Raw genomic sequence first — 18213 nt, 5'->3', positions numbered from 1 at the left:
TAATTATATGCTTAAAAAATTGTCGTTAATAGCACTTACACTAACCTTAACAACATCATGTGTATCTAAAAAAATCTATACTGATTTAGAAAACAAATATGCCGATTTAAAAAAGGAAAACAGAGCGTTATCCAGTGAGAACAAAAGTTTGTCTGATGCTTTAAACAAAGCTCAAAACGATTTGGCAAAACTTAAAAAAGATTACGACGCAACTGTTGCTCAGCGTGATAAATTGCAAACCGATTATGACGCTACAAAAACCAATCTCGACAACTTAAAAGAATCTTATGATGCTTTAGAAAAAAACAGCTCTTCAGCTATTGCAGCAAACTCAAAAAAGAATAGAGAATTGTTAGCGCAACTAGAAGCTAAAGAACAAGCACTTGCTGCCGAAAACGAGCGTTTAGAGAAATTGAAAAAAGAACTGGAAAGTAGATCGCAACGTGTAGCTGAACTTGAAAATGTGATAGCCTCTAAAGATGCTGCCATGACACGATTAAAAGACGCTATTTCAAAAGCGTTAACTAATTTTGAAGGTAAAGGTTTAACCGTAGAGCAACGCGACGGAAAAGTATATATATCTATGGAAAACAAACTATTGTTCCAATCTGGTAGTTGGGCTGTTGGTGCTAACGGACGAGAAGCAGTAAAACAACTTGGTAGTGTTTTAGCTAAGAACCCTGAAATTGCTATCCTTATTGAAGGACATACAGATAATGTTCCTTATACAGGCAATGGTCAACTTAGTGGTAACTGGGATTTATCAACAAAACGAGCAACAGCTATCGTTACTATTTTAAGAGAAAACCCTTCAATAAACCCTGAAAATTTAACTGCTGCAGGACGTGGAGAGTTTGCACCTGTTGCAAGCAATGATACTGCTGAAGGGAAAGCGAAGAACAGAAGAATTGAAGTAATTTTAACACCAAAATTAGACGAGATTTCAAAGTTATTGAATGATATATAAGCTTATCTTAAAAGGCATATAATCTTAACACATATTTAGACCTTTCAAGTTTTATAAACTGAAAGGTCTTCTTATATTTATAACTTAATATGAAGTCTCTATTAAAATACGCTTTAATCTTAATTATTCCCTATTTAAGCTTCGCTCAAAACACCAAAGATGTGGGTTTTTTGAAAGATATGAAGTATCTAGAACTAGCAACTAGAATTAATTGTGATAGTACTACAGGAACAACTATTGAAGCTAGAATTTGCCTTAACATTGAACTAAGAAAAGTAGATTCTATTATGCTCAGTGATTTTAATCAATTTTTAAAAAAAATTGATAATGATAGCTTAAAGAATGTATTTAAAGATTATCAAGCTAACTGGGAGTCTGAACGAAAAAGTATCAGTCTGTTAAAATGTGAAGGTTTAGATGGAGGTGCTGAAGCTAATACCTATATGTATTCAATGATAGAACATACCAAGTTAAGAATTAAAGCTATTAGAAAGATATTGGAAGAATTATACTAAATTTAATACTGCTAAAACCTTGTTTAATTAAAAAACGATTCCTGCTTTTACTGAAAATAATATGAAATACACTACACTCCCAAATACCGATATAAAAGTGAGCAAACTATGTTTAGGCACAATGACTTGGGGAAATCAAAACACCCAAGACGAAGGCTTTGCTCAAATGGATATGGCTTTAGACCATGGCATAAACTTTTTTGATACTGCCGAATTATATCCTGTACCAGCAACACCTGAACGTTATGCGCACACCGAAATAATTATAGGAAACTGGTTTGAAAAAACTGGTAATAGAGACAAGGTTATTTTAGCAAGTAAAATTGCTGGACCAGGAGATTACACAGCACATATAAGAACTAATGGGTTTAGCAAAAACGCACTGCATGAAGCGGTTGAGAATAGTTTAAAACGATTAAAAACCGACTATATTGATTTGTTTCAACTGCATTGGCCAGAGCGTCAAACAAACACCTTTGGCATAAGAGATTATAAACACAATTCTGCTGATGTGTGGAGTGATAATTTTCATGAGGTTTTAGAAACTTTAGACGATATTATCAAGTCTGGAAAAGTTAGACATGCTGGTATTTCAAACGAAAAAGCTTGGGGAACTATGCGTTATTTAGAAGCATCTAAAACTCATGATTTACCAAGAATGATTACCATACAAAATGCGTATTCACTATTGAACAGAACCTTTGAAGGTGACTTAGCTGAAATTTCATTACGTGAAAATATTGGGCTTTTAGCCTACTCACCAATGGCATTTGGTGTATTATCTGGTAAGTACATAAAAGGACAAGATGAAGAAAACGCGCGATTAAATCTCTTTCCTAGATTTGCAAGATACAGTAGCGCACAATCCACCGAAGCTACAAAGCGATATTTAAAAATTGCTGAAGACTACAACATGTCATTAGCTCAAATGTCTTTGGCATTTGTAACACAACGTCCTTTTGTAACCAGCAATATTATTGGAGCAACCAGTACCAAACAGTTACAGGAAAACATTGACAGTATACACATCACATTAACTGATGATATCCTTAAAGAAATAGACCAAGTACATGCTGAAATACCTAATCCAGCTCCTTGATACTTTCTTGCTTTAATCTTTAAACTTATGAGACTGAGAATAGTTATAACATACCTTATTGGAATTACAACATTTTTTTCTTGCAATCATAAGAGTTTTGATTTAAATAATAATGTTGAAGAAATTATCGGTATAACAATTGATAGTTTAAGTTTTCCTTTACCTCCATTACCTGAAATAGTAAATGATTCGTTAGTTTCAGGTTCAATAAGTGAAAAAACAAAGGATTCCTTAAAAAAGGTTCGAATGAAAGTAGCTATTCATCCTTTAATTAGTTTAGGTTTTAGTGAAGATTTTTTAAAATTAAAAGACAATAAATTAAGTTTAAACAAAACATTAGAAAACTCAATAAACAAGATAAGCAAACATAATATTGTAATAGCTGATACTCTAGTTCTAAAAAAGACTATCGATTGGAAGGAATATGATTTGTTATACAGATTCTCCAAGGTTAATTTTAATTCTGATAGTGCTTGTATAAGTTCAGTAGGTGTAAGTAGAAGTGGACTTTGGGGACAAGGATACGATATCCATTATGAAAAAAAAGATGGAAATTGGAAAATCATAAAACTATATAAAACTGAAAAATGGTAATAAAAAAACCCCTTTCCACGATAGTGAAAAGGGGTTTTAGATATTATTTGATTTCCTTACCATTTTTGTCAAAAAAATGATATTCAAGATATGTGTAAGCATCTCTAGGTAACACTTTTACCCATTTTTTATGTTCCATAAACCATTTTGTTCTAATGGATGGAAAACCTTTGGTTAAAAAGGCTGCTATAAAAGGATGTGTGTTTAAAGTCACCTTTTTATAGTCTTTATTGAAAATCCTTTCAAGGTCTTGTGTAATTTTATTCACAATTTTAATTGGTGCTTCAATTTCGTCACCATTATTACCATTAGGGTTTTCTTCTTTAGTTTTAATATTCCTTTCCGGACGTACACGCTGTCTGGTAATTTGTACTAGCCCAAACTTGCTCGGAGGTAATATCTTATGTTTTGCTTTATCATCTTTCATTTCTTCGCGAAGATGATTGTACAGTGTTTTTCGGTTTTCTGCTTTGTTCATGTCAATAAAATCAACTACAATAATTCCTCCCATATCACGTAAACGCAATTGTCGAGCAATTTCAGATGCTGATATCATATTAACTTCAAGAGCAGTGTCTTCTTGGTTTTTTTCTTTGTTAGATCGATTACCACTGTTTACATCAATAACATGTAGTGCTTCGGTATGTTCAATAACCAAGTAGGCACCTTTTGCCATTGATACTGTGCGTCCAAAAGATGTTTTTATTTGACGTTCTATACCAAATTTTTCAAAAACTGGTACGCCATTTTTGTACATCTTTACTATAGACTCTTTTTTTGGTGCAATTTCTTGCACATAATCTTTTATTTGTACGTACAACTCTTCATCATCCACAACAATACTAGAAAATGAATCATTAAATATATCTCTTAAAATAGAAGAGGCTTTGTTCATTTCTCCAAGTACTTTGCTTGGGTGATGTGCTTTGTTAAGTTTTTTACACATTGCTTTCCACCTAGATAGTAAGTTTTGTAAATCTCTATCTAGTTCTGCAACTTTTTGTCCTTCAGCTACAGTACGAACTATAACTCCAAAACCTTTAGGTGTTATACTTTTTACCAATCGTTTTAAACGATCTTTTTCTTCTTTCGATTCAATTTTTTGAGAAATTGAAATTCTATCAGAAAATGGTACTAAAACAATATAACGACCAGCTATGGACAACTCACTACTAATGCGAGGTCCTTTGGTTGAAATTGGTTCTTTTACAATTTGTACTAATATTGATTGATTGGACTTTAAGGCGTTAGTAACGCTTCCGTTTTTATCAATATCTTTTTCAAACTGAAAGTTTTTGAGTAAAAAATCTGTGTGTTTTCCTGTGCTTACACGTTTTACGAATTTTAAAAGTGAAGGTAATTTTGGTCCTAAATCATGATAATGCAAAAATGCATCTTTTTCATAACCTACATTAACAAATGCAGCATTTAAACCAGGAACAACTTTACGTATTTTGGCTATAAACACATCACCAACCGAGAAGTTGTTATCCTCTTCATCTTTATGTAATTCAATAAGTTTTCCATCTTTTAATAAGGCAAAATCAACAATATCTGAACTCGATCTTATAATCAATTCATTCTCCATATTGTAAATTTAAATCCACCATGGTCATAAATGACCACGATAGATGGATTGTACTTTATTTTTTGACACAGGATGTTAAATCCGTTAAACCCATATTTTACGAAGGTAAACGTAAAGTATTATGGATTTTATATCAAAGAACGTTTGTTTTAAAAAATTGAAAAAGTAGCTTAAAAACTACTTTTTCAACTTTATTTCTTTTTGTGTCGATTAGCGCGACGTCTTTTTTTACGCTTGTGCGTAGCTACCTTGTGTCTTTTTCTTTTTTTACCACTTGGCATAAATTGTTGTCTTTTTTAATTAATATTTATTTTATAATGTCTTAGTTAACTTCAACATTTGTCTTTACACCTTCTACAAATACTTTAGCAGGCTTAAATGCTGGTATGTTGTGAGCAGGAATTTTAATTGTTGTATTCTTAGAAATGTTTCTTCCTGTTTTTTCTGCTCTTGTTTTGATAATAAAACTTCCAAAACCTCTTAGGTAAACATTGTCTCCACCTTCTAATGAGGTTTTTACTTCTTCCATGAATGTCTCTACTGTTGCTTGTACATCTCCTTTTTCAATTCCTAACTTGTCAGAAATTCTAGCTACTATATCAGCTTTAGTCATAGTTATTTAATTTTTGGGTTACTATTAATTATAAGGGATGCAAATATAGGAATTTTAATTTCAATATTTCAAGCCTAATTAATTAAAATTTAACGTTGTAAAGATTTATTTTTGTCAATATTTAGAAATTTAAATGAATTTTAAAGAAATTTTAACTAATTGGTATTCAGTAAATAAGCGTGAACTTCCATGGCGAAAAACCAAAAACCCATATTACATTTGGTTATCCGAAATAATTTTGCAGCAAACCCAAATTAAGCAAGGTTTACCATATTATGAAGCTTTTGTTACTAATTTTCCTACTATTTTCGACTTAGCTAATGCCAGCGAAGAAGAGGTTTTAAAACTATGGCAAGGTTTAGGTTACTACTCTAGAGCCAGAAACCTCCATTTCACTGCAAAATATATTGTAAACGAACTAAATGGGATTTTCCCTAACACATACAAGGAGCTACTTAAATTAAAAGGTATAGGAGATTATACTGCAAGTGCAATAGCTTCAATTTGTTTTAATGAACCTACTGCTGTTGTAGATGGTAACGTATATCGGTTTTTATCTAGACACTATGGTATTGAGACTCCAATAAACACTACCGAAGGCTTTAAAACTTTTAAGGCTTTGGCAACAGAGCTTATTGACACCAATAATCCTGCTGATTTTAACCAAGCCATTATGGAGTTTGGCGCTACACAATGTAAGCCTAAAAATCCTGAGTGTACTCGTTGCCCTTTTAACTCTAGTTGTGAAGCTTTAAAAAATGATACCATTTCTAAACTACCTGTTAAACTCAAGAAAACTAAAGTGAGTAAAAAGCACTTTAACTTTTTGGTGTGTATCTCTTCTGATAAAAAAACTGTATTCAATAAACGAACAGGTAAAGGTATTTGGAAAAACCTATATCAATTTCCGTTAGTTGAAACTAAATCTAGTTTAAGTGTTGACGATTTTAAAACACATCCTTTGGTTAAAGATTTTTTTAATGGTCAGCGTTATGACTTTACATTATATAATGAGACTGAAATTATACATAAACTATCGCATCAACATTTACATACTAAATTTTGGATCATTGAAGTTAACACCTTGCCTGAAGAAGGAATTTATATTACTGAGTTACACAATTATCCTACTCCAGTTTTAATAAGTAACTTTTTAAACGATTTTAATTTTCCTGTTTAGTAAAGACTCATATTTTTTTATTACTTTTAAAAAAGTCATTTTAAAATGGCTAATTTTGCTAACTTAAATTTTAATTATGTCTGGAACCTTAAATAAAGTAATGCTCATTGGGCATTTGGGAGATGAAGTAAAACTGCATTATTTTGAAGGTGGAAACTGTGTTGGTCGTTTTCCTTTGGCTACAAACGAAACCTACACCAACAAGCAAACTAACGAAAGGGTTACTAATACTGAATGGCATAATATAGTGGTTAGAAATAAAGCTGCTGAAATTTGCGAAAAATATTTAACCAAAGGTGATAGAATTTATGTTGAGGGTCGTATAAAAACTAGAAAGTGGCAAGACGATAAAGGCATGGACAGGTATTCAACCGAAATACAATGTACAGACTTTACGTTTTTAACTACTAAAAGCGAATCTCAACAAAACAGCCCTACACCTCAACCACAAAAACCACAACCAACTGCCAATAGTAGTTCTGAACCAATGGTTGATGATAATGATGATTTGCCATTTTAATTATGTTTAACCAAATTTTTTAGAATTGGACCCTGAACCCTCGAGTTTAATAATAACATTAATTTCAGTAAACCTTCCGTTAATTTCGGGAATTATTCTGCTTGTAGTTTTGCTAACTTGCTCTGCACTTATCTCTGGAGCCGAAGTTGCTTTTTTCTCTTTAACACGATCTGATATTGATACAGGTTTAGACGAAAAACCTAACACTTTCAATATAATTTCTAACCTTTTGGAACGCCCAAAAAAACTTTTGGCAACCATACTTGTTGCTAACAATTTTATAAACATTGGTATTGTAATCTTGTTTGCTTATTTAGGAGAAAGCTTATTTCATAGCATACAAGTCCCTTGGGTACGTTTTTTATTAGAAGTGGTGGTTATTACCTTTTTAATTTTACTATTTGGTGAAATTCTTCCTAAAATTTATGCGAGTAGAAATAGGGTAAAGTTTTCATCTTTTATGGCTGTCCCTTTGCGCTTTTTAGATGTTGTTTTTACACCTGTGAGTATGCCTATGCGTTTTATTACCATTACTATTCAAAATAGGCTTGGAAAACAAAAGTCCAACATTAGTGTAGACCAGCTCTCACAAGCTTTAGAACTCACTAGCGAACAAGACACCACTACCGAAGAACATAAAATATTACAAGGAATCGTTTCTTTTGGAAACACCGACACCAAACAAGTTATGCGACCAAGAATGGATATTTTCGCACTTAATTCTGAACAGAAATACTCCGAAATTATTCCTGAAATTGTAAAAAATGGGTATTCTAGAATTCCTGTTTACAAAGAAAGCATAGATACTGTTGTTGGTATTTTATATGTAAAAGATTTATTGCCTTATATTGACCGAAAGCAGTTTGATTGGACTAGTTTGCTACGCGAACCATTTTTTGTTCCTGAGAATAAAAAACTAGATGATTTAATGGTTGAATTTCAAACTAAAAAAGTACATCTTGCAGTTGTAGTTGATGAGTATGGAGGCACATCAGGGTTGGTCTCTTTAGAAGATGTTATTGAGGAAATAGTTGGAGATATTAGTGATGAGTTTGACGATGAAGACCTTATTTACACTATAATTGATGATAAAAACTTTTTGTTTGAAGGTAAAACACCTTTAAAGGATTTTTATAGAATTATCTCGTTAGAAGACGACTCAGACTTTGAAGAGTTTAAAGGAGAAGCTGAAACCGTTGCAGGCTTTGTCCTAGAGATTTCTGGTATATTTCCAAGAGTGAGAAGTAAAATAAATTTCAAAAACTACGTTTTCACTATTGAAGCTCTTGACAAAAAGAGAATAAAACAAGTAAAGTTTACAATATTAGATTAATGAAGAAGCTCATTTTACCTGTCTTAGCAAGTTTATGCATGTCTTGTGGCGACGATCCAGTACCAAAACCTAATGGTTATCTTCGTTTAGATTATCCTGCTGCTGAGTATAAGCGCACAAACACTATTCTTCCGTTTTCATTTGAAAAAAATACACTTTCTGATAGTATTTCTTCAATTAAAATTGACGAGAATAGAAATGCTTATGGTATTGATATAAACTATCCTTCAATGAAAGGAACTATCTATCTTACCTATAAAAAAGTTACCGAAGACAACTTAAACAATTTACTAAGAGATGCTCAAAGTTTAACTCTAAAACATGTTAGTAAAGCTGATGAAATCGTTGAACAGCCTTATGAGAATGAAAAGCAAAGCGTTTTTGGAATGTTTTATGAGGTTGGTGGTAATGCTGCATCGCAATCTCAATTTTATGTTACTGATAGCATTAATCACTTTTTAACAGGGTCACTTTACTTTTATGCAAAACCTAATTACGACTCCATTTATCCTGCTGCTGTGTATTTAAAAAACGACATTAAGCACATAATGGAAACCATAAAATGGAGACAATAAAATAAAAAAAAACCGCTGAAGTATTTCAGCGGTTTTTTTTTATAGTGATATCTGTTATTATTCGTTCAATATCCACTCACCACCTTCTTTGATAAGGCTTAAAGATTCAACTGCACCACTACCAACATATACATCATAGCTTAATACATATTTTTGACCTTCTTCAGCAGTAGGAGCAATAACATTAGCTAATAAATCTGTTAATACAGTAAACATCATTTCATCACTCCAGCTAGTACCACCACCAGTTCTGTTAAAGTTACCAAATGATGCTAAGTTACCTGCAGCAGCTTCAAACCCTTCTACTTCAGCATAATTTGTTGCTACGTAAGAGTAATCAGTTCCTGTTAATGTGTATTGAATTGTGTTATCAGGTAGCCACTCAGTACCATCATGTCCAAACTGTAAAGTTGTTTCGATAGTAGACTCGTGACCTGTCCAAACACCGTCAGTTACAGTGTAAAGGTTTCCTCTAATTTGCGCTCCAGTAGAACTAGAGAAATAGTCATAAATAATAAACATTTCTTCATCTTCTTGACCGTAAGGGAAAGTGATTTCCATAAACGCTGGCAAGTAGTTGTTTGGTGATACAGAACTACTAAAGTTATCGTATTGACCTGGTTGACCAGAACCTTCTCCCATTGCATCAAAATCATCAGAACTTAAATAGTATACACCTTCAACAGCTACCCAAGTACCTCCAGAATACATAAAGTATTCTCCTTTAGAGTTAGTGTCTCCTGTTGCACCAAGAGTTTTAATTTTTAAACTTGCAATTCTCCATCTAGCAGCATCACTATCAGTTGACTCATATCTAAATGCAACGTTAATTGTTTCTCCATCATAAGCTGAAAAATCATAATCTTCGGAAGAAGCCATATCACCTGTTGCTGGGTTAGCTAAAGTAATTTCATCCCAAGTTGCAGTTAAAACATCATCAGTATAATCAGTTGAAACTAAGATTTTGATTAAAGATGTATCTCCAGCGAAATCTAACTCTTGAGTGATTTGGAATTTCAAATCACTTTCTCCTGATAAATCAATTGAAGGCGATACTAACCACTCTTCATTAGCTATTTGAGTTCCAAAATATCCGTTACCTTGAACATATCCTGATTGAGAAGTCCAAACATCATCAGCTCCTGATTCTTCAGCAACAGTCCATCCTTCCATGCTTCCTGCAAAGTTGTAAGCTACTAAGTCAGCTAAACCTACTTCAGGAGTTTCTGTATATTGATCGTATTTAGCTAAAACTATTTGTCCTTCAGTTGGACTAGCTATTTGAGCATCTAATATTGCAGGAATTTCGTTAGTAGCATTTACATTAGGATAGAAACCAAAAGCATCACTACCTGTTGTAGCATAATCAGAATTTGTGAATTCATAAATATCAGCTCCAGTAAAATCACTTACACCTTCAGCATTTCCAACATAAAGGTTGTACCCTACTACTACTGATGAACCATCTCCCCAAAATGGGTATAATCCTGCAAGGAAATCTGGTAACAATTCTCTAGCTTGGTCTTCAGAGTCGAAGCTACCAAAACCTAGTTCAAGATCTTCGTAATCATCATCTGTTAATGTGTATTCTGCATTTCCAACAACTGGGTTGTCAATTGCATCTATCTCATTATTGATGTCTTCCATAGGATTACATCCTACAAAGATGATTCCTACAATTGTTAATAAATAAACTATTCTTTTCATTGTTCTATTTTTTTAAAATTTAAGTTTTGCGCCTACACTAAATGTTCTTCCAAATCCGTAATAAACAAGTGCTGTTTGAGCATTAGAACCTGTTCCGTCTAAAGCATCAGCAATGTATTCAGTATCAAATACGTTGTTTATTCTCGCTGTTAAAGAAGCATCGAACTCTCCAAAAGAGAAACCGTGAGTTAATGCAGCATCAAAAACACCATACGCTGGAACTTCCCATGGATCTGGAGCACCTTCAGTACCTCTATCACTTGGGTCAAAATCAGCATATAAACGATCAAAATAATTATAATCTACTATTAATCTAGTATCAGCACCAAATTTATAGTTAATACCTAAAGCTAAAGTAGTTTGAGCAGCATCTCCTACAGGAGTATCTTCGATATATAAGTCTACTGTATCAACCACTTCTTGCTCTTCATTTAAGATTTGAACACCTGTTACATCTTCTTCCCATCTCCAGTCTCCTAAAGACGCCATACCAGTGATATCTAATTTATCAGTAGCTCTATATACAAAGTCTACCTCAATACCTTGGTGAACAGCGTTAATTCCTAAAATATTAGCAAACCCTGTTTCGTCTTCATTTAATTGGAAACCGATTGTCTCTGTTCTATCTCTCCAAGCTGTTCTGTATAAGTTAACATTTGCAGATAACTTATCACTTCTATATCCATATCCTAACTCAAAACTTAGAATTTTTTGGTTTTCAGCATCCTCATTAATTTCCTCATTGTTAAAGTTAGGGAATACAGCGTCAAAATCGGCAGCTTTTTCAAAGTATCCTAAGTTAACAAATACGTTGTGGTTATCAGTAAGTCTATAGTTAGCACCTCCTTTTGCTCCAAAACCGAAGAAGTTGTAACGATCAGTCTCTCTTAATGGATCGTCTGGAGTGTATAAGAAGTAATCTTTTCTTTTGTAAGAAGTGTTAGACGCGTTTAATGCAATAAATGTGTTGAATTTTTCATTAACGTCATACTCTAACTGAGCAAAAGCTCCAACCCAACCTACAAGACCATCGTTATAGTAAGAAATTTTATCACCTACTCTAGCAATTCCTGTTGGGTTGTTTACGTTATCTTCGTTGATAATGAATTGACCTCCTAATAAATCAGTTACTTCTCTAAAGTGAATACCTTTATAATTTCTAAAGTCTAAACCTCCTAAAAGTACTAAATCATCGTTAAGGTTAGTTTTTAATGTAGAAATAACTCCAAACCAGTTGTGGTCATTACGAGAAGCTCTTAATGCTGCAGTTGAACCGTTAGCTCCAAGAGCAATGTTTTCGTCAATTATTCTGTCGAAATCTAAAGGACCAAACTCTCCTATTCGATAGTCATCACTAGTAAATTTAGATCTACCATCTCCAGCAACTTCACCATCGCTACCAAGAGTTCCTCCTCCTCCACCAGAGCCAAAAGAAACGTAAGCTGCAGTAGAAAGACTAGTGTTATCATTTATATCCCAATAGTGGTTTAAAGATATTTGTGGTTTGTGGTAAAAGTTATCTTCTATAAAAGCAACTTCTCCATTTTTGTAACCCCAATCAGAGTTGTATTTTTTACCTCTTTCGCTATCTCTATAAGTTGCAATTGTATGACGGTTTTGTCTTTGACCGTGACGTTGTTTAGCTCCAAAAGCTGTGAAAGATAATTTGTGTGCGTCATTAATTTGCTTAGATAAGTTAACAAAATAAGAAACAGCATTAAATTGAGTTCCATCTACATATCCTTCACCATCTGTTTTAGAAGCAGAAACTGTTGCAGCAAAACCGTTATCCATTAAACCAGTAGAATAAGTCACTCCAAATTTCTTGTAACCATCGTTACCTAAAGTTGTGTAAAAATTTCCACCAGCTTCAACATCAGTAGTTTTAGTTAAAATGTTGATAGTTCCACCAACAGAAGGCACAGCTACTCTTGCAGCTCCTAAACCTCTTTGTACTTGCATTGAGCTTGTAACATCAGATAAACCAGCCCAGTTACTCCAGTATACTTGACCATTCTCCATATCGTTTACTGGTACACCATTAATCATTACAGCTACGTTTTCAGACGTAAACCCACGTAAGTTAATACGACCGTCACCAAATCCACCACCAGACTTAGTTGCATATACACCTGGAGTAGATTTTAATACTTCAGGAAATTCTTGAGTTCCTAATTTTAACTCAATGTCAGCAGCCTTAACAGTAGATACAGCAACAGGTGTTTTTCTGTCTACTGCTACAGAAGCAATAATTTGTACTTCTTGTAAACCTACTTCGCTAGATTGTAAAATGATTTCACCTAAATCTTGATTACCATTAAAAGCAATAGTCTTTGTTGTGTAACCAACATAAGTAATAGTAATCTCACCCGAAGATGCTTTAGTTGTAATTGAAAATTCTCCATCAAAGTTTGTTGTTGTTCCGTTTGATGTTCCTTTCTCAATAACATTTGCTCCAGGTAATGGTTCATTCATGTCTGAACCAATAACTTTACCTGTAATAGTGCTTTGTGAAAAAGCAATTGTCGTAAAAAGCATTAGTACGACAATCGATAAAAATTGAGTAATTTTTTTCATACTGAATTATTAAAAAATTTGAATTAGTTTTTTGGCAAAATTACGCATTAAAGGAAATAATATATTACCTAAATGTTAAGAATTAAACCGATAGAAGTTACCTATAATATTGAGGTTATCAGTTATTAACGCCTTTAAACTATCAAGAACTTTTTAACAATTTTTATGTTAAATTTTTGTAGAATTTTAAAAGGTTAAGCGTAGATGCATCGTGTTTATTAACAATTTCTTTTTCGTCAATGTCTTTTAAAATTGCATTTGCCAGTTGCTTACCAAGCTCTACACCAAACTGATCGTAGCTAAAAATGTTCCAAATTACACCTTGAACGAATATTTTATGCTCGTATAATGAAATTAGCTTTCCTAAGCTTTCAGGTGTTAATTGGTTTATTAAAATTGTAGTTGTAGGCTTGTTACCTTCAAATATTTTAAAAGGCACTAATTTTTCAGGAGCACCTTCAGCAATTACTTGCTCTTTTGATTTACCATTTAACAAGGCTTCGGTTTGCGCAATAAAGTTAGATATTAACTTATCTTGATGGTCTTGATTACCGTGTAAAGATTTAGCAAAACCTATAAATTCTGCAGGAATTATTTTTGTACCTTGATGTATTAATTGAAAAAATGCGTGCTGCGAATTAGTTCCTGGTTCTCCCCAAATAATAGTTCCTGTTTGGTAGTTTATAGGTTCTCCGCTTCTGTCAATACTTTTTCCATTACTTTCCATTATACCTTGTTGCAAATAGGTAGCAAACTGGTTTAAGTATTGTGTATAAGGGATAATGGCTTCGGTTTCTACATTAAAAAAGTTATTGTACCACACACTTAACAAGCCTGCAATTACTGGTATATTTTTATCAAAGTCTTCAGTCTTGAAATGCTCATCCATTTTATGAGCTCCTTGAAGCAGTTTATCAAAGTTTTCAAAACCAACCGACAAACTAATTGATAGTCCTACAGCACTCCAAAGCGAAAAACGACCACCTACCCAATTCCACATTGGAAAAATATTGTTTTCGTCAATACCAAAAGCTTTTACTTTTTCAATATTTGTAGATACAGCTACAAAATGTTTAGCAACTGCATTATCTGGCGCTTTTTCTAAAAACCATTTTCTAATAGTTGTTGCGTTAGAAAGCGTTTCTTGTGTGGTGAATGTTTTGGACACTATAACAAATAGTGTTGTTTCTGGATTTAAGTTTTTGATAACTTCATTAACATGATCTCCATCTACATTACTTACAAAATGCGTTTTTAAATGATTTTTATAATATGACAAAGAATCGACTACCATTGCAGGACCCAAATCGGAACCACCTATACCAATGTTTACAACATCAGTAAAAGCTTTTCCTGTATATCCTTTTAATTCGGCATTAACAATTTTATTAGTGAAATCTTTAATCTTTTCTTTAACACTATAAATTTCTGGGATAACATTTTCTCCATCTACTAAAACCTCAGCTGTTTTTGGAGCTCTTAAAGCAGTATGAAGTACCGCTCTTCCTTCGGTTTCGTTAATGATATCGCCTTCAAAATATTTTGAAATAGCATCTTTTAAATCAACTTCATTAGCTAACTCTAGTAAAAGGTTTAGCGTTTCTTCAGTTATTCTGTTTTTAGAATAGTCTACATAAAAATCTTCCCATTTTATGGTCATTTTATTTGCTCTTTCTGCATCTTGAGCAAACCATTGCTTCATGTGAACATCTTTAACATTGTTAAAATGCTCTTCTAATTTTTTCCAAGATTTTGTAGTTGTAGGGTTGATTGTTTTTAGTGCCATTATATACTTATGATATTATATCGTCCTCTATTGCTAATTCGATTTCAGGTTCTTGTTCTTCAAATAGAATATTATCCAATTGGGTTCTTATTGGTTTTATGTATTCTAAATATCTAACCTTTAAGCTATCAGTAATTGGCTCAGCTTCAGGTAGTTTTTCTCTAAAAGGATCTACTTGTTTTCCGTTTTTCCAAAAACGATAACATACGTGTGGTCCTCCTGTATTACCTGTCATTCCTACCCAACCGATAACGTCGCCTTGCTTTACATAGTCGCCTACTTTAACTTTTCGTCTGCTCATGTGCAAATATTGAGTAGAGTAGGTTGCATTATGCCTAATCTTAACATAATTACCATTTCCTCCTTTTCGTCTAGATTCAGTTACAGTACCATTTGCTGTTGCCATAATTTCAGTACCAACAGGAGCAGCAAAGTCTGTTCCTTTGTGAGGTCTAATTTTATAACCGTAATAGGCTATACGTCTTTTTAAATTATAGCGAGAAGACAATCTACCATACTTAACAGGCATTTTTAAAAAGGCTCTTCTTAGGTTTTTAGCTTCTTCGTTAAAGTAATCTTTAATACCTTTAGTAGAATCTGTTTCAAACTGAAATGCGTAAAAAGGCTCTTTGTTATGCTCAAAAAAGGCAGCTTTAATATTATGCACACCTGCATAAATACTGTCATCAATATACTTATCAGTATAAATTACTTTAAACCTGTCTCCTGGTTGTAAGCGTCTAAAATCAATAGTCCAAGCATATATTTCGTCAGCCATTTTAAATGCTAATCTAGGGCTTAAACCTTGCTCTTCTAAAGCTTCTGAAATATTGCTAGAAATAGTTCCTGTAGCAACTTTTTCGACATACTTTATTGGTTTTCGACTAGTGTAAGCATGAATGGAATCGTGAAAATTCACAACCACATACTCTTCTTTATTAGGTTGATAAATAAAACACCTAGGCGTTTGTATAGAATCTTTAGCGCATAACAAGGTATAAGGTTTTCCTACTTGCAGTTTTGTGATATCAAAAGTATCTTTAGCTCTTTCAGCAATTTGAAAAATTTTTGGATACCCTAAATTGTTTCTTTCTAAGATAACACCAAAACTATCTCCTGATTTAATAGTGTCTCTTTTTACAATATAATCGTTAAGATTAAACCCAAACTCTTTAATTCCTTCAGGTTCAACAAAGGTTTGTAGCGGAACTTCTTCAATTTTTTCTTTTTCATCATCCTTACATGATAAAATTGAAGTGAAAATTAAAAGTGCTATTAATAATTTTTTTGATTGCATTATTTTGATTGATTTTATACGTCCATTCCCCAATTATCCAATTCTTCTTTGGTCCAAAGTTCAGGAAAAAATATACGTCTTTGATATTTTGGGTGCATGTATTTTTTCCAATCGCTTCCTCCAGTAGCTTCGCCATCACCTGTACCGCTTTCAATATAGTGTTTTGCAGCGTTGTAATGCGCCATAACCCATGTAACGTTTACAGTGTAATCGTAATGTCTCATTGCCTTAACAAGATCTTCATCTTTTTGATCTTTTTCTGGCAATTCTTTAAAACGCGTCCAAAGGTTTTTGGTATTATAACTTTCCATAAACCTTAAAAACTCATCTTTGTAGCGTTTTTCAAAATTAACTAAAAGTGTTGATTTTTTACCAGTTTTATAATCTTTACCTGCTGCTTGCCAATACAAATGCTCAAAAGCATGCGTGTAAGGTGTATTTCGATCAATAGAGGCTCTAAACCTATAGTCAATTAAATTTATCAATTCGGTTGAAGCAAATTCAACCAATCTGTATTGCGCACTTTGAAAACCACTCGCAGGTGTTAAAGTATATCTAAACTTCATGTACTGTTCTATTTCCATACCTTCTCTCATAATATTGAATGAGGTGGTAAGCATATCAAAATAACGACTTATACGCATTATTTTTCCTTCAAAGAACGTAGCATCTAATTCTTCTTTTTCGGCTACTTGCTGAATTTCCCACAAAATCATTTTAAAGATAAGCTCGTTAATTTGATGATAGGCGATAAACACCATTTCATCTGGTAACGTGGTACGTTGCGTTTGTAGGCTTAAAAGTGCATCGGTTTGAATATAATCCCAATAAGTAATGGGTTTACTGTACAAAAGACCATATAAATGGTCTTCGGTATCTTGATTTATGGCTTTGTACTTCTGTTGAAGTGCTTCTATTATTGTATCGTAATCTTGTTGGTTAGACATGGTATTAATCAAATTGTACTTGAAAGGAGTGCTTTAGTCCTTTAAAAGCTTCTAAGTCTGCTCTTAATGATCCTACAGCTAAATCTGCTTTAATTTTTAATGGTATTTTATTTTCGTCTGCACTTACCCAAAGCGTCAAACTTTCTTGTTCTTTAAACACTCGTCCTGCCATAACGTATGGTCTGAATATTAGTGTTTTTACTTTTCCAAATTCAGTATCTATAGTTTCTCTTCCTAGAAATTTCAATTTAAAATTGAAGTTTTCTTCATCGAAAAACATATTAAGAGAGACCATGTCTCCTTCTTTTATAGATTCGGTTTTATAGTTATTACGTAAAAAATAAAACGCAGACACCATATCTTGTACATCTTTCTCTGTAGCAATTACTTTTTTGGTATTGTGTTTTTTATTTTCAACATGAGCTTGCCTTTTTTTATGGTCAAAGTCTATTTCAATATCTTTTGTGTGACCACCTTCATCTATTTTTCTTATAAATTTATATGGAAGTCCTGTTTGTTTATCAAAATAGCTTTCATAGCGATCTTTCACTTTAAAAAACCACTTTATAGCTCCAGTTGTCCATCCTTTACCAACCACATGGTATACTTGCTTACCATTAAGGGTAGTTTCATCTACTGTTAATGTTGCGTTACCAGCTTTTAAAAAGCCACTGTAACTCATTCTAAACTTAAACCATTCTCCATCTTGAAATGCAGTTTTCTCTTGAGCAAAAGACGTTTGCATAAAAGACAGGGCAACTATTATAAGTAGTAATTTTTTCATGATCTATACAAGATTGTAAATGTAACTTATTTGCTTACATTTTATTGTTATAAACTACAAATTACAATTACTGTTCCAAAAGTATTAAAACAAAAAAACTCCACAATATTTTAGCGGAGTTTTTTGATACT

The 18213-nt window shown here is 32.9% G+C and carries 16 protein-coding genes; 8 read left to right on the top strand and 8 right to left on the bottom strand.

Annotated elements, in window-relative coordinates:
* Positions 1-7: 7 nt before the first annotated feature.
* The 4 genes from ABD011_RS03010 to ABD011_RS02995 all read left to right on the top strand — a co-directional run bounded on the left by ABD011_RS03010 (position 8) and on the right by ABD011_RS02995 (position 3175).
* Positions 8-967 (top strand): OmpA/MotB family protein, encoded by a 960-nt coding sequence (locus ABD011_RS03010; RefSeq protein WP_343795665.1) that lies wholly within the window; start codon positions 8-10, stop codon positions 965-967.
* 89 nt (positions 968-1056) lie between these two features.
* Positions 1057-1482 carry a lysozyme inhibitor LprI family protein gene (locus ABD011_RS03005; protein ID WP_343795663.1) on the top strand — a complete coding sequence of 142 codons (426 nt, stop codon included), beginning with the start codon at positions 1057-1059 and terminating at the stop codon, positions 1480-1482.
* A gap of 61 nt (positions 1483-1543) precedes the next feature.
* Positions 1544-2581, top strand: a complete 1038-nt coding sequence (locus ABD011_RS03000) for an aldo/keto reductase (protein WP_343795661.1) — start codon at positions 1544-1546, stop codon at positions 2579-2581.
* Positions 2582-2608: 27 nt separating this feature from the next.
* Positions 2609-3175: a hypothetical protein gene (locus tag ABD011_RS02995; RefSeq protein WP_343795659.1), complete on the top strand. Its 567-nt coding sequence runs from the start codon at positions 2609-2611 to the stop codon at positions 3173-3175.
* 43 nt (positions 3176-3218) lie between these two features.
* Here ABD011_RS02995 and ABD011_RS02990 read toward each other — a convergent pair whose 3' ends face one another.
* Both ABD011_RS02990 and ABD011_RS02985 read right to left on the bottom strand, forming a co-directional pair.
* A complete protein-coding gene (locus ABD011_RS02990; protein WP_134198476.1) occupies positions 3219-4763 on the bottom strand; it encodes an Rne/Rng family ribonuclease in 1545 nt (514 codons plus the stop codon).
* Between the two features lie 322 nt (positions 4764-5085).
* A complete protein-coding gene (locus ABD011_RS02985) occupies positions 5086-5376 on the bottom strand; it encodes an HU family DNA-binding protein (RefSeq protein ID WP_129759568.1) in 291 nt (96 codons plus the stop codon).
* A gap of 133 nt (positions 5377-5509) precedes the next feature.
* On the opposite strand from ABD011_RS02985, the gene mutY reads away from it, so the two are divergent.
* The 4 genes from mutY (at position 5510) to gldD (ending at position 8984) form a co-directional block, all read left to right on the top strand.
* Positions 5510-6556, top strand: a complete 1047-nt coding sequence (gene mutY, locus ABD011_RS02980; protein ID WP_343795656.1) for an A/G-specific adenine glycosylase — start codon at positions 5510-5512, stop codon at positions 6554-6556.
* Between the two features lie 76 nt (positions 6557-6632).
* Positions 6633-7076 (top strand): single-stranded DNA-binding protein, encoded by a 444-nt coding sequence (locus tag ABD011_RS02975; RefSeq protein ID WP_129759570.1) that lies wholly within the window; start codon positions 6633-6635, stop codon positions 7074-7076.
* A 25-nt stretch (positions 7077-7101) separates the two neighbouring features.
* Positions 7102-8409: a gliding motility-associated protein GldE gene (locus ABD011_RS02970; protein WP_129759571.1), complete on the top strand. Its 1308-nt coding sequence runs from the start codon at positions 7102-7104 to the stop codon at positions 8407-8409.
* Positions 8409-8984, top strand: coding sequence for a gliding motility lipoprotein GldD (gldD, locus tag ABD011_RS02965; RefSeq protein WP_131506215.1), 576 nt, complete (start codon positions 8409-8411; stop codon positions 8982-8984). Before ABD011_RS02970 ends, gldD begins: the two co-directional genes overlap by 1 nt.
* Positions 8985-9041: 57 nt before the next feature.
* On the opposite strand, the gene ABD011_RS02960 is transcribed toward gldD, so the two are convergent.
* The 6 genes from ABD011_RS02960 to ABD011_RS02935 all read right to left on the bottom strand — a co-directional run bounded on the left by ABD011_RS02960 (position 9042) and on the right by ABD011_RS02935 (position 18082).
* Complete coding sequence (locus tag ABD011_RS02960; RefSeq protein WP_131506216.1) at positions 9042-10691, bottom strand: choice-of-anchor J domain-containing protein; 1650 nt, start codon at positions 10689-10691, stop codon at positions 9042-9044.
* Between the two features lie 12 nt (positions 10692-10703).
* A complete protein-coding gene (locus ABD011_RS02955) occupies positions 10704-13268 on the bottom strand; it encodes a TonB-dependent receptor (protein WP_131506217.1) in 2565 nt (854 codons plus the stop codon).
* 163 nt (positions 13269-13431) lie between these two features.
* Positions 13432-15054: a glucose-6-phosphate isomerase gene (gene pgi / locus ABD011_RS02950; protein WP_343795651.1), complete on the bottom strand. Its 1623-nt coding sequence runs from the start codon at positions 15052-15054 to the stop codon at positions 13432-13434.
* A 7-nt stretch (positions 15055-15061) separates the two neighbouring features.
* Complete coding sequence (locus ABD011_RS02945) at positions 15062-16351, bottom strand: peptidoglycan DD-metalloendopeptidase family protein (RefSeq protein WP_343795649.1); 1290 nt, start codon at positions 16349-16351, stop codon at positions 15062-15064.
* Positions 16352-16365: 14 nt separating this feature from the next.
* On the bottom strand, positions 16366-17298 hold the full coding sequence (locus ABD011_RS02940; protein WP_131506220.1) for a tryptophan 2,3-dioxygenase family protein: 933 nt from the start codon (positions 17296-17298) through the stop codon (positions 16366-16368).
* A gap of 4 nt (positions 17299-17302) precedes the next feature.
* Positions 17303-18082 (bottom strand): DUF3108 domain-containing protein, encoded by a 780-nt coding sequence (locus tag ABD011_RS02935; protein ID WP_129759578.1) that lies wholly within the window; start codon positions 18080-18082, stop codon positions 17303-17305.
* Positions 18083-18213: the final 131 nt, after the last annotated feature.

This window comes from Gaetbulibacter jejuensis (assembly GCF_039524015.1).
In the GTDB taxonomy this organism is placed as follows: Bacteria; Bacteroidota; Bacteroidia; order Flavobacteriales; family Flavobacteriaceae; genus Gaetbulibacter_B; species Gaetbulibacter_B jejuensis.
The sequence above is the reverse complement of the archived record's forward strand: the minus strand, read 5'-3'. Positions and strand labels throughout refer to the sequence as shown.

Bases quoted from the DNA above. Each gene is read 5' to 3' on its own strand.
- ABD011_RS03010 (WP_343795665.1), top strand. From the start codon at position 8: ATGCTTAAAAAATTGTCGTTAATAGCACTTACACTAACCTTAACAACA.
- ABD011_RS03005 (WP_343795663.1), top strand. From the start codon at position 1,057: ATGAAGTCTCTATTAAAATACGCTTTAATCTTAATTATTCCCTATTTA.
- ABD011_RS03000 (WP_343795661.1), top strand. From the start codon at position 1,544: ATGAAATACACTACACTCCCAAATACCGATATAAAAGTGAGCAAACTA.
- ABD011_RS02995 (WP_343795659.1), top strand. From the start codon at position 2,609: ATGAGACTGAGAATAGTTATAACATACCTTATTGGAATTACAACATTT.
- ABD011_RS02990 (WP_134198476.1), bottom strand. From the start codon at position 4,763: ATGGAGAATGAATTGATTATAAGATCGAGTTCAGATATTGTTGATTTT.
- ABD011_RS02985 (WP_129759568.1), bottom strand. From the start codon at position 5,376: ATGACTAAAGCTGATATAGTAGCTAGAATTTCTGACAAGTTAGGAATT.
- mutY (WP_343795656.1), top strand. From the start codon at position 5,510: ATGAATTTTAAAGAAATTTTAACTAATTGGTATTCAGTAAATAAGCGT.
- ABD011_RS02975 (WP_129759570.1), top strand. From the start codon at position 6,633: ATGTCTGGAACCTTAAATAAAGTAATGCTCATTGGGCATTTGGGAGAT.
- gldD (WP_131506215.1), top strand. From the start codon at position 8,409: ATGAAGAAGCTCATTTTACCTGTCTTAGCAAGTTTATGCATGTCTTGT.
- ABD011_RS02960 (WP_131506216.1), bottom strand. From the start codon at position 10,691: ATGAAAAGAATAGTTTATTTATTAACAATTGTAGGAATCATCTTTGTA.
- ABD011_RS02955 (WP_131506217.1), bottom strand. From the start codon at position 13,268: ATGAAAAAAATTACTCAATTTTTATCGATTGTCGTACTAATGCTTTTT.
- pgi (WP_343795651.1), bottom strand. From the start codon at position 15,054: ATGGCACTAAAAACAATCAACCCTACAACTACAAAATCTTGGAAAAAA.
- ABD011_RS02945 (WP_343795649.1), bottom strand. From the start codon at position 16,351: ATGCAATCAAAAAAATTATTAATAGCACTTTTAATTTTCACTTCAATT.
- ABD011_RS02940 (WP_131506220.1), bottom strand. From the start codon at position 17,298: ATGTCTAACCAACAAGATTACGATACAATAATAGAAGCACTTCAACAG.
- ABD011_RS02935 (WP_129759578.1), bottom strand. From the start codon at position 18,082: ATGAAAAAATTACTACTTATAATAGTTGCCCTGTCTTTTATGCAAACG.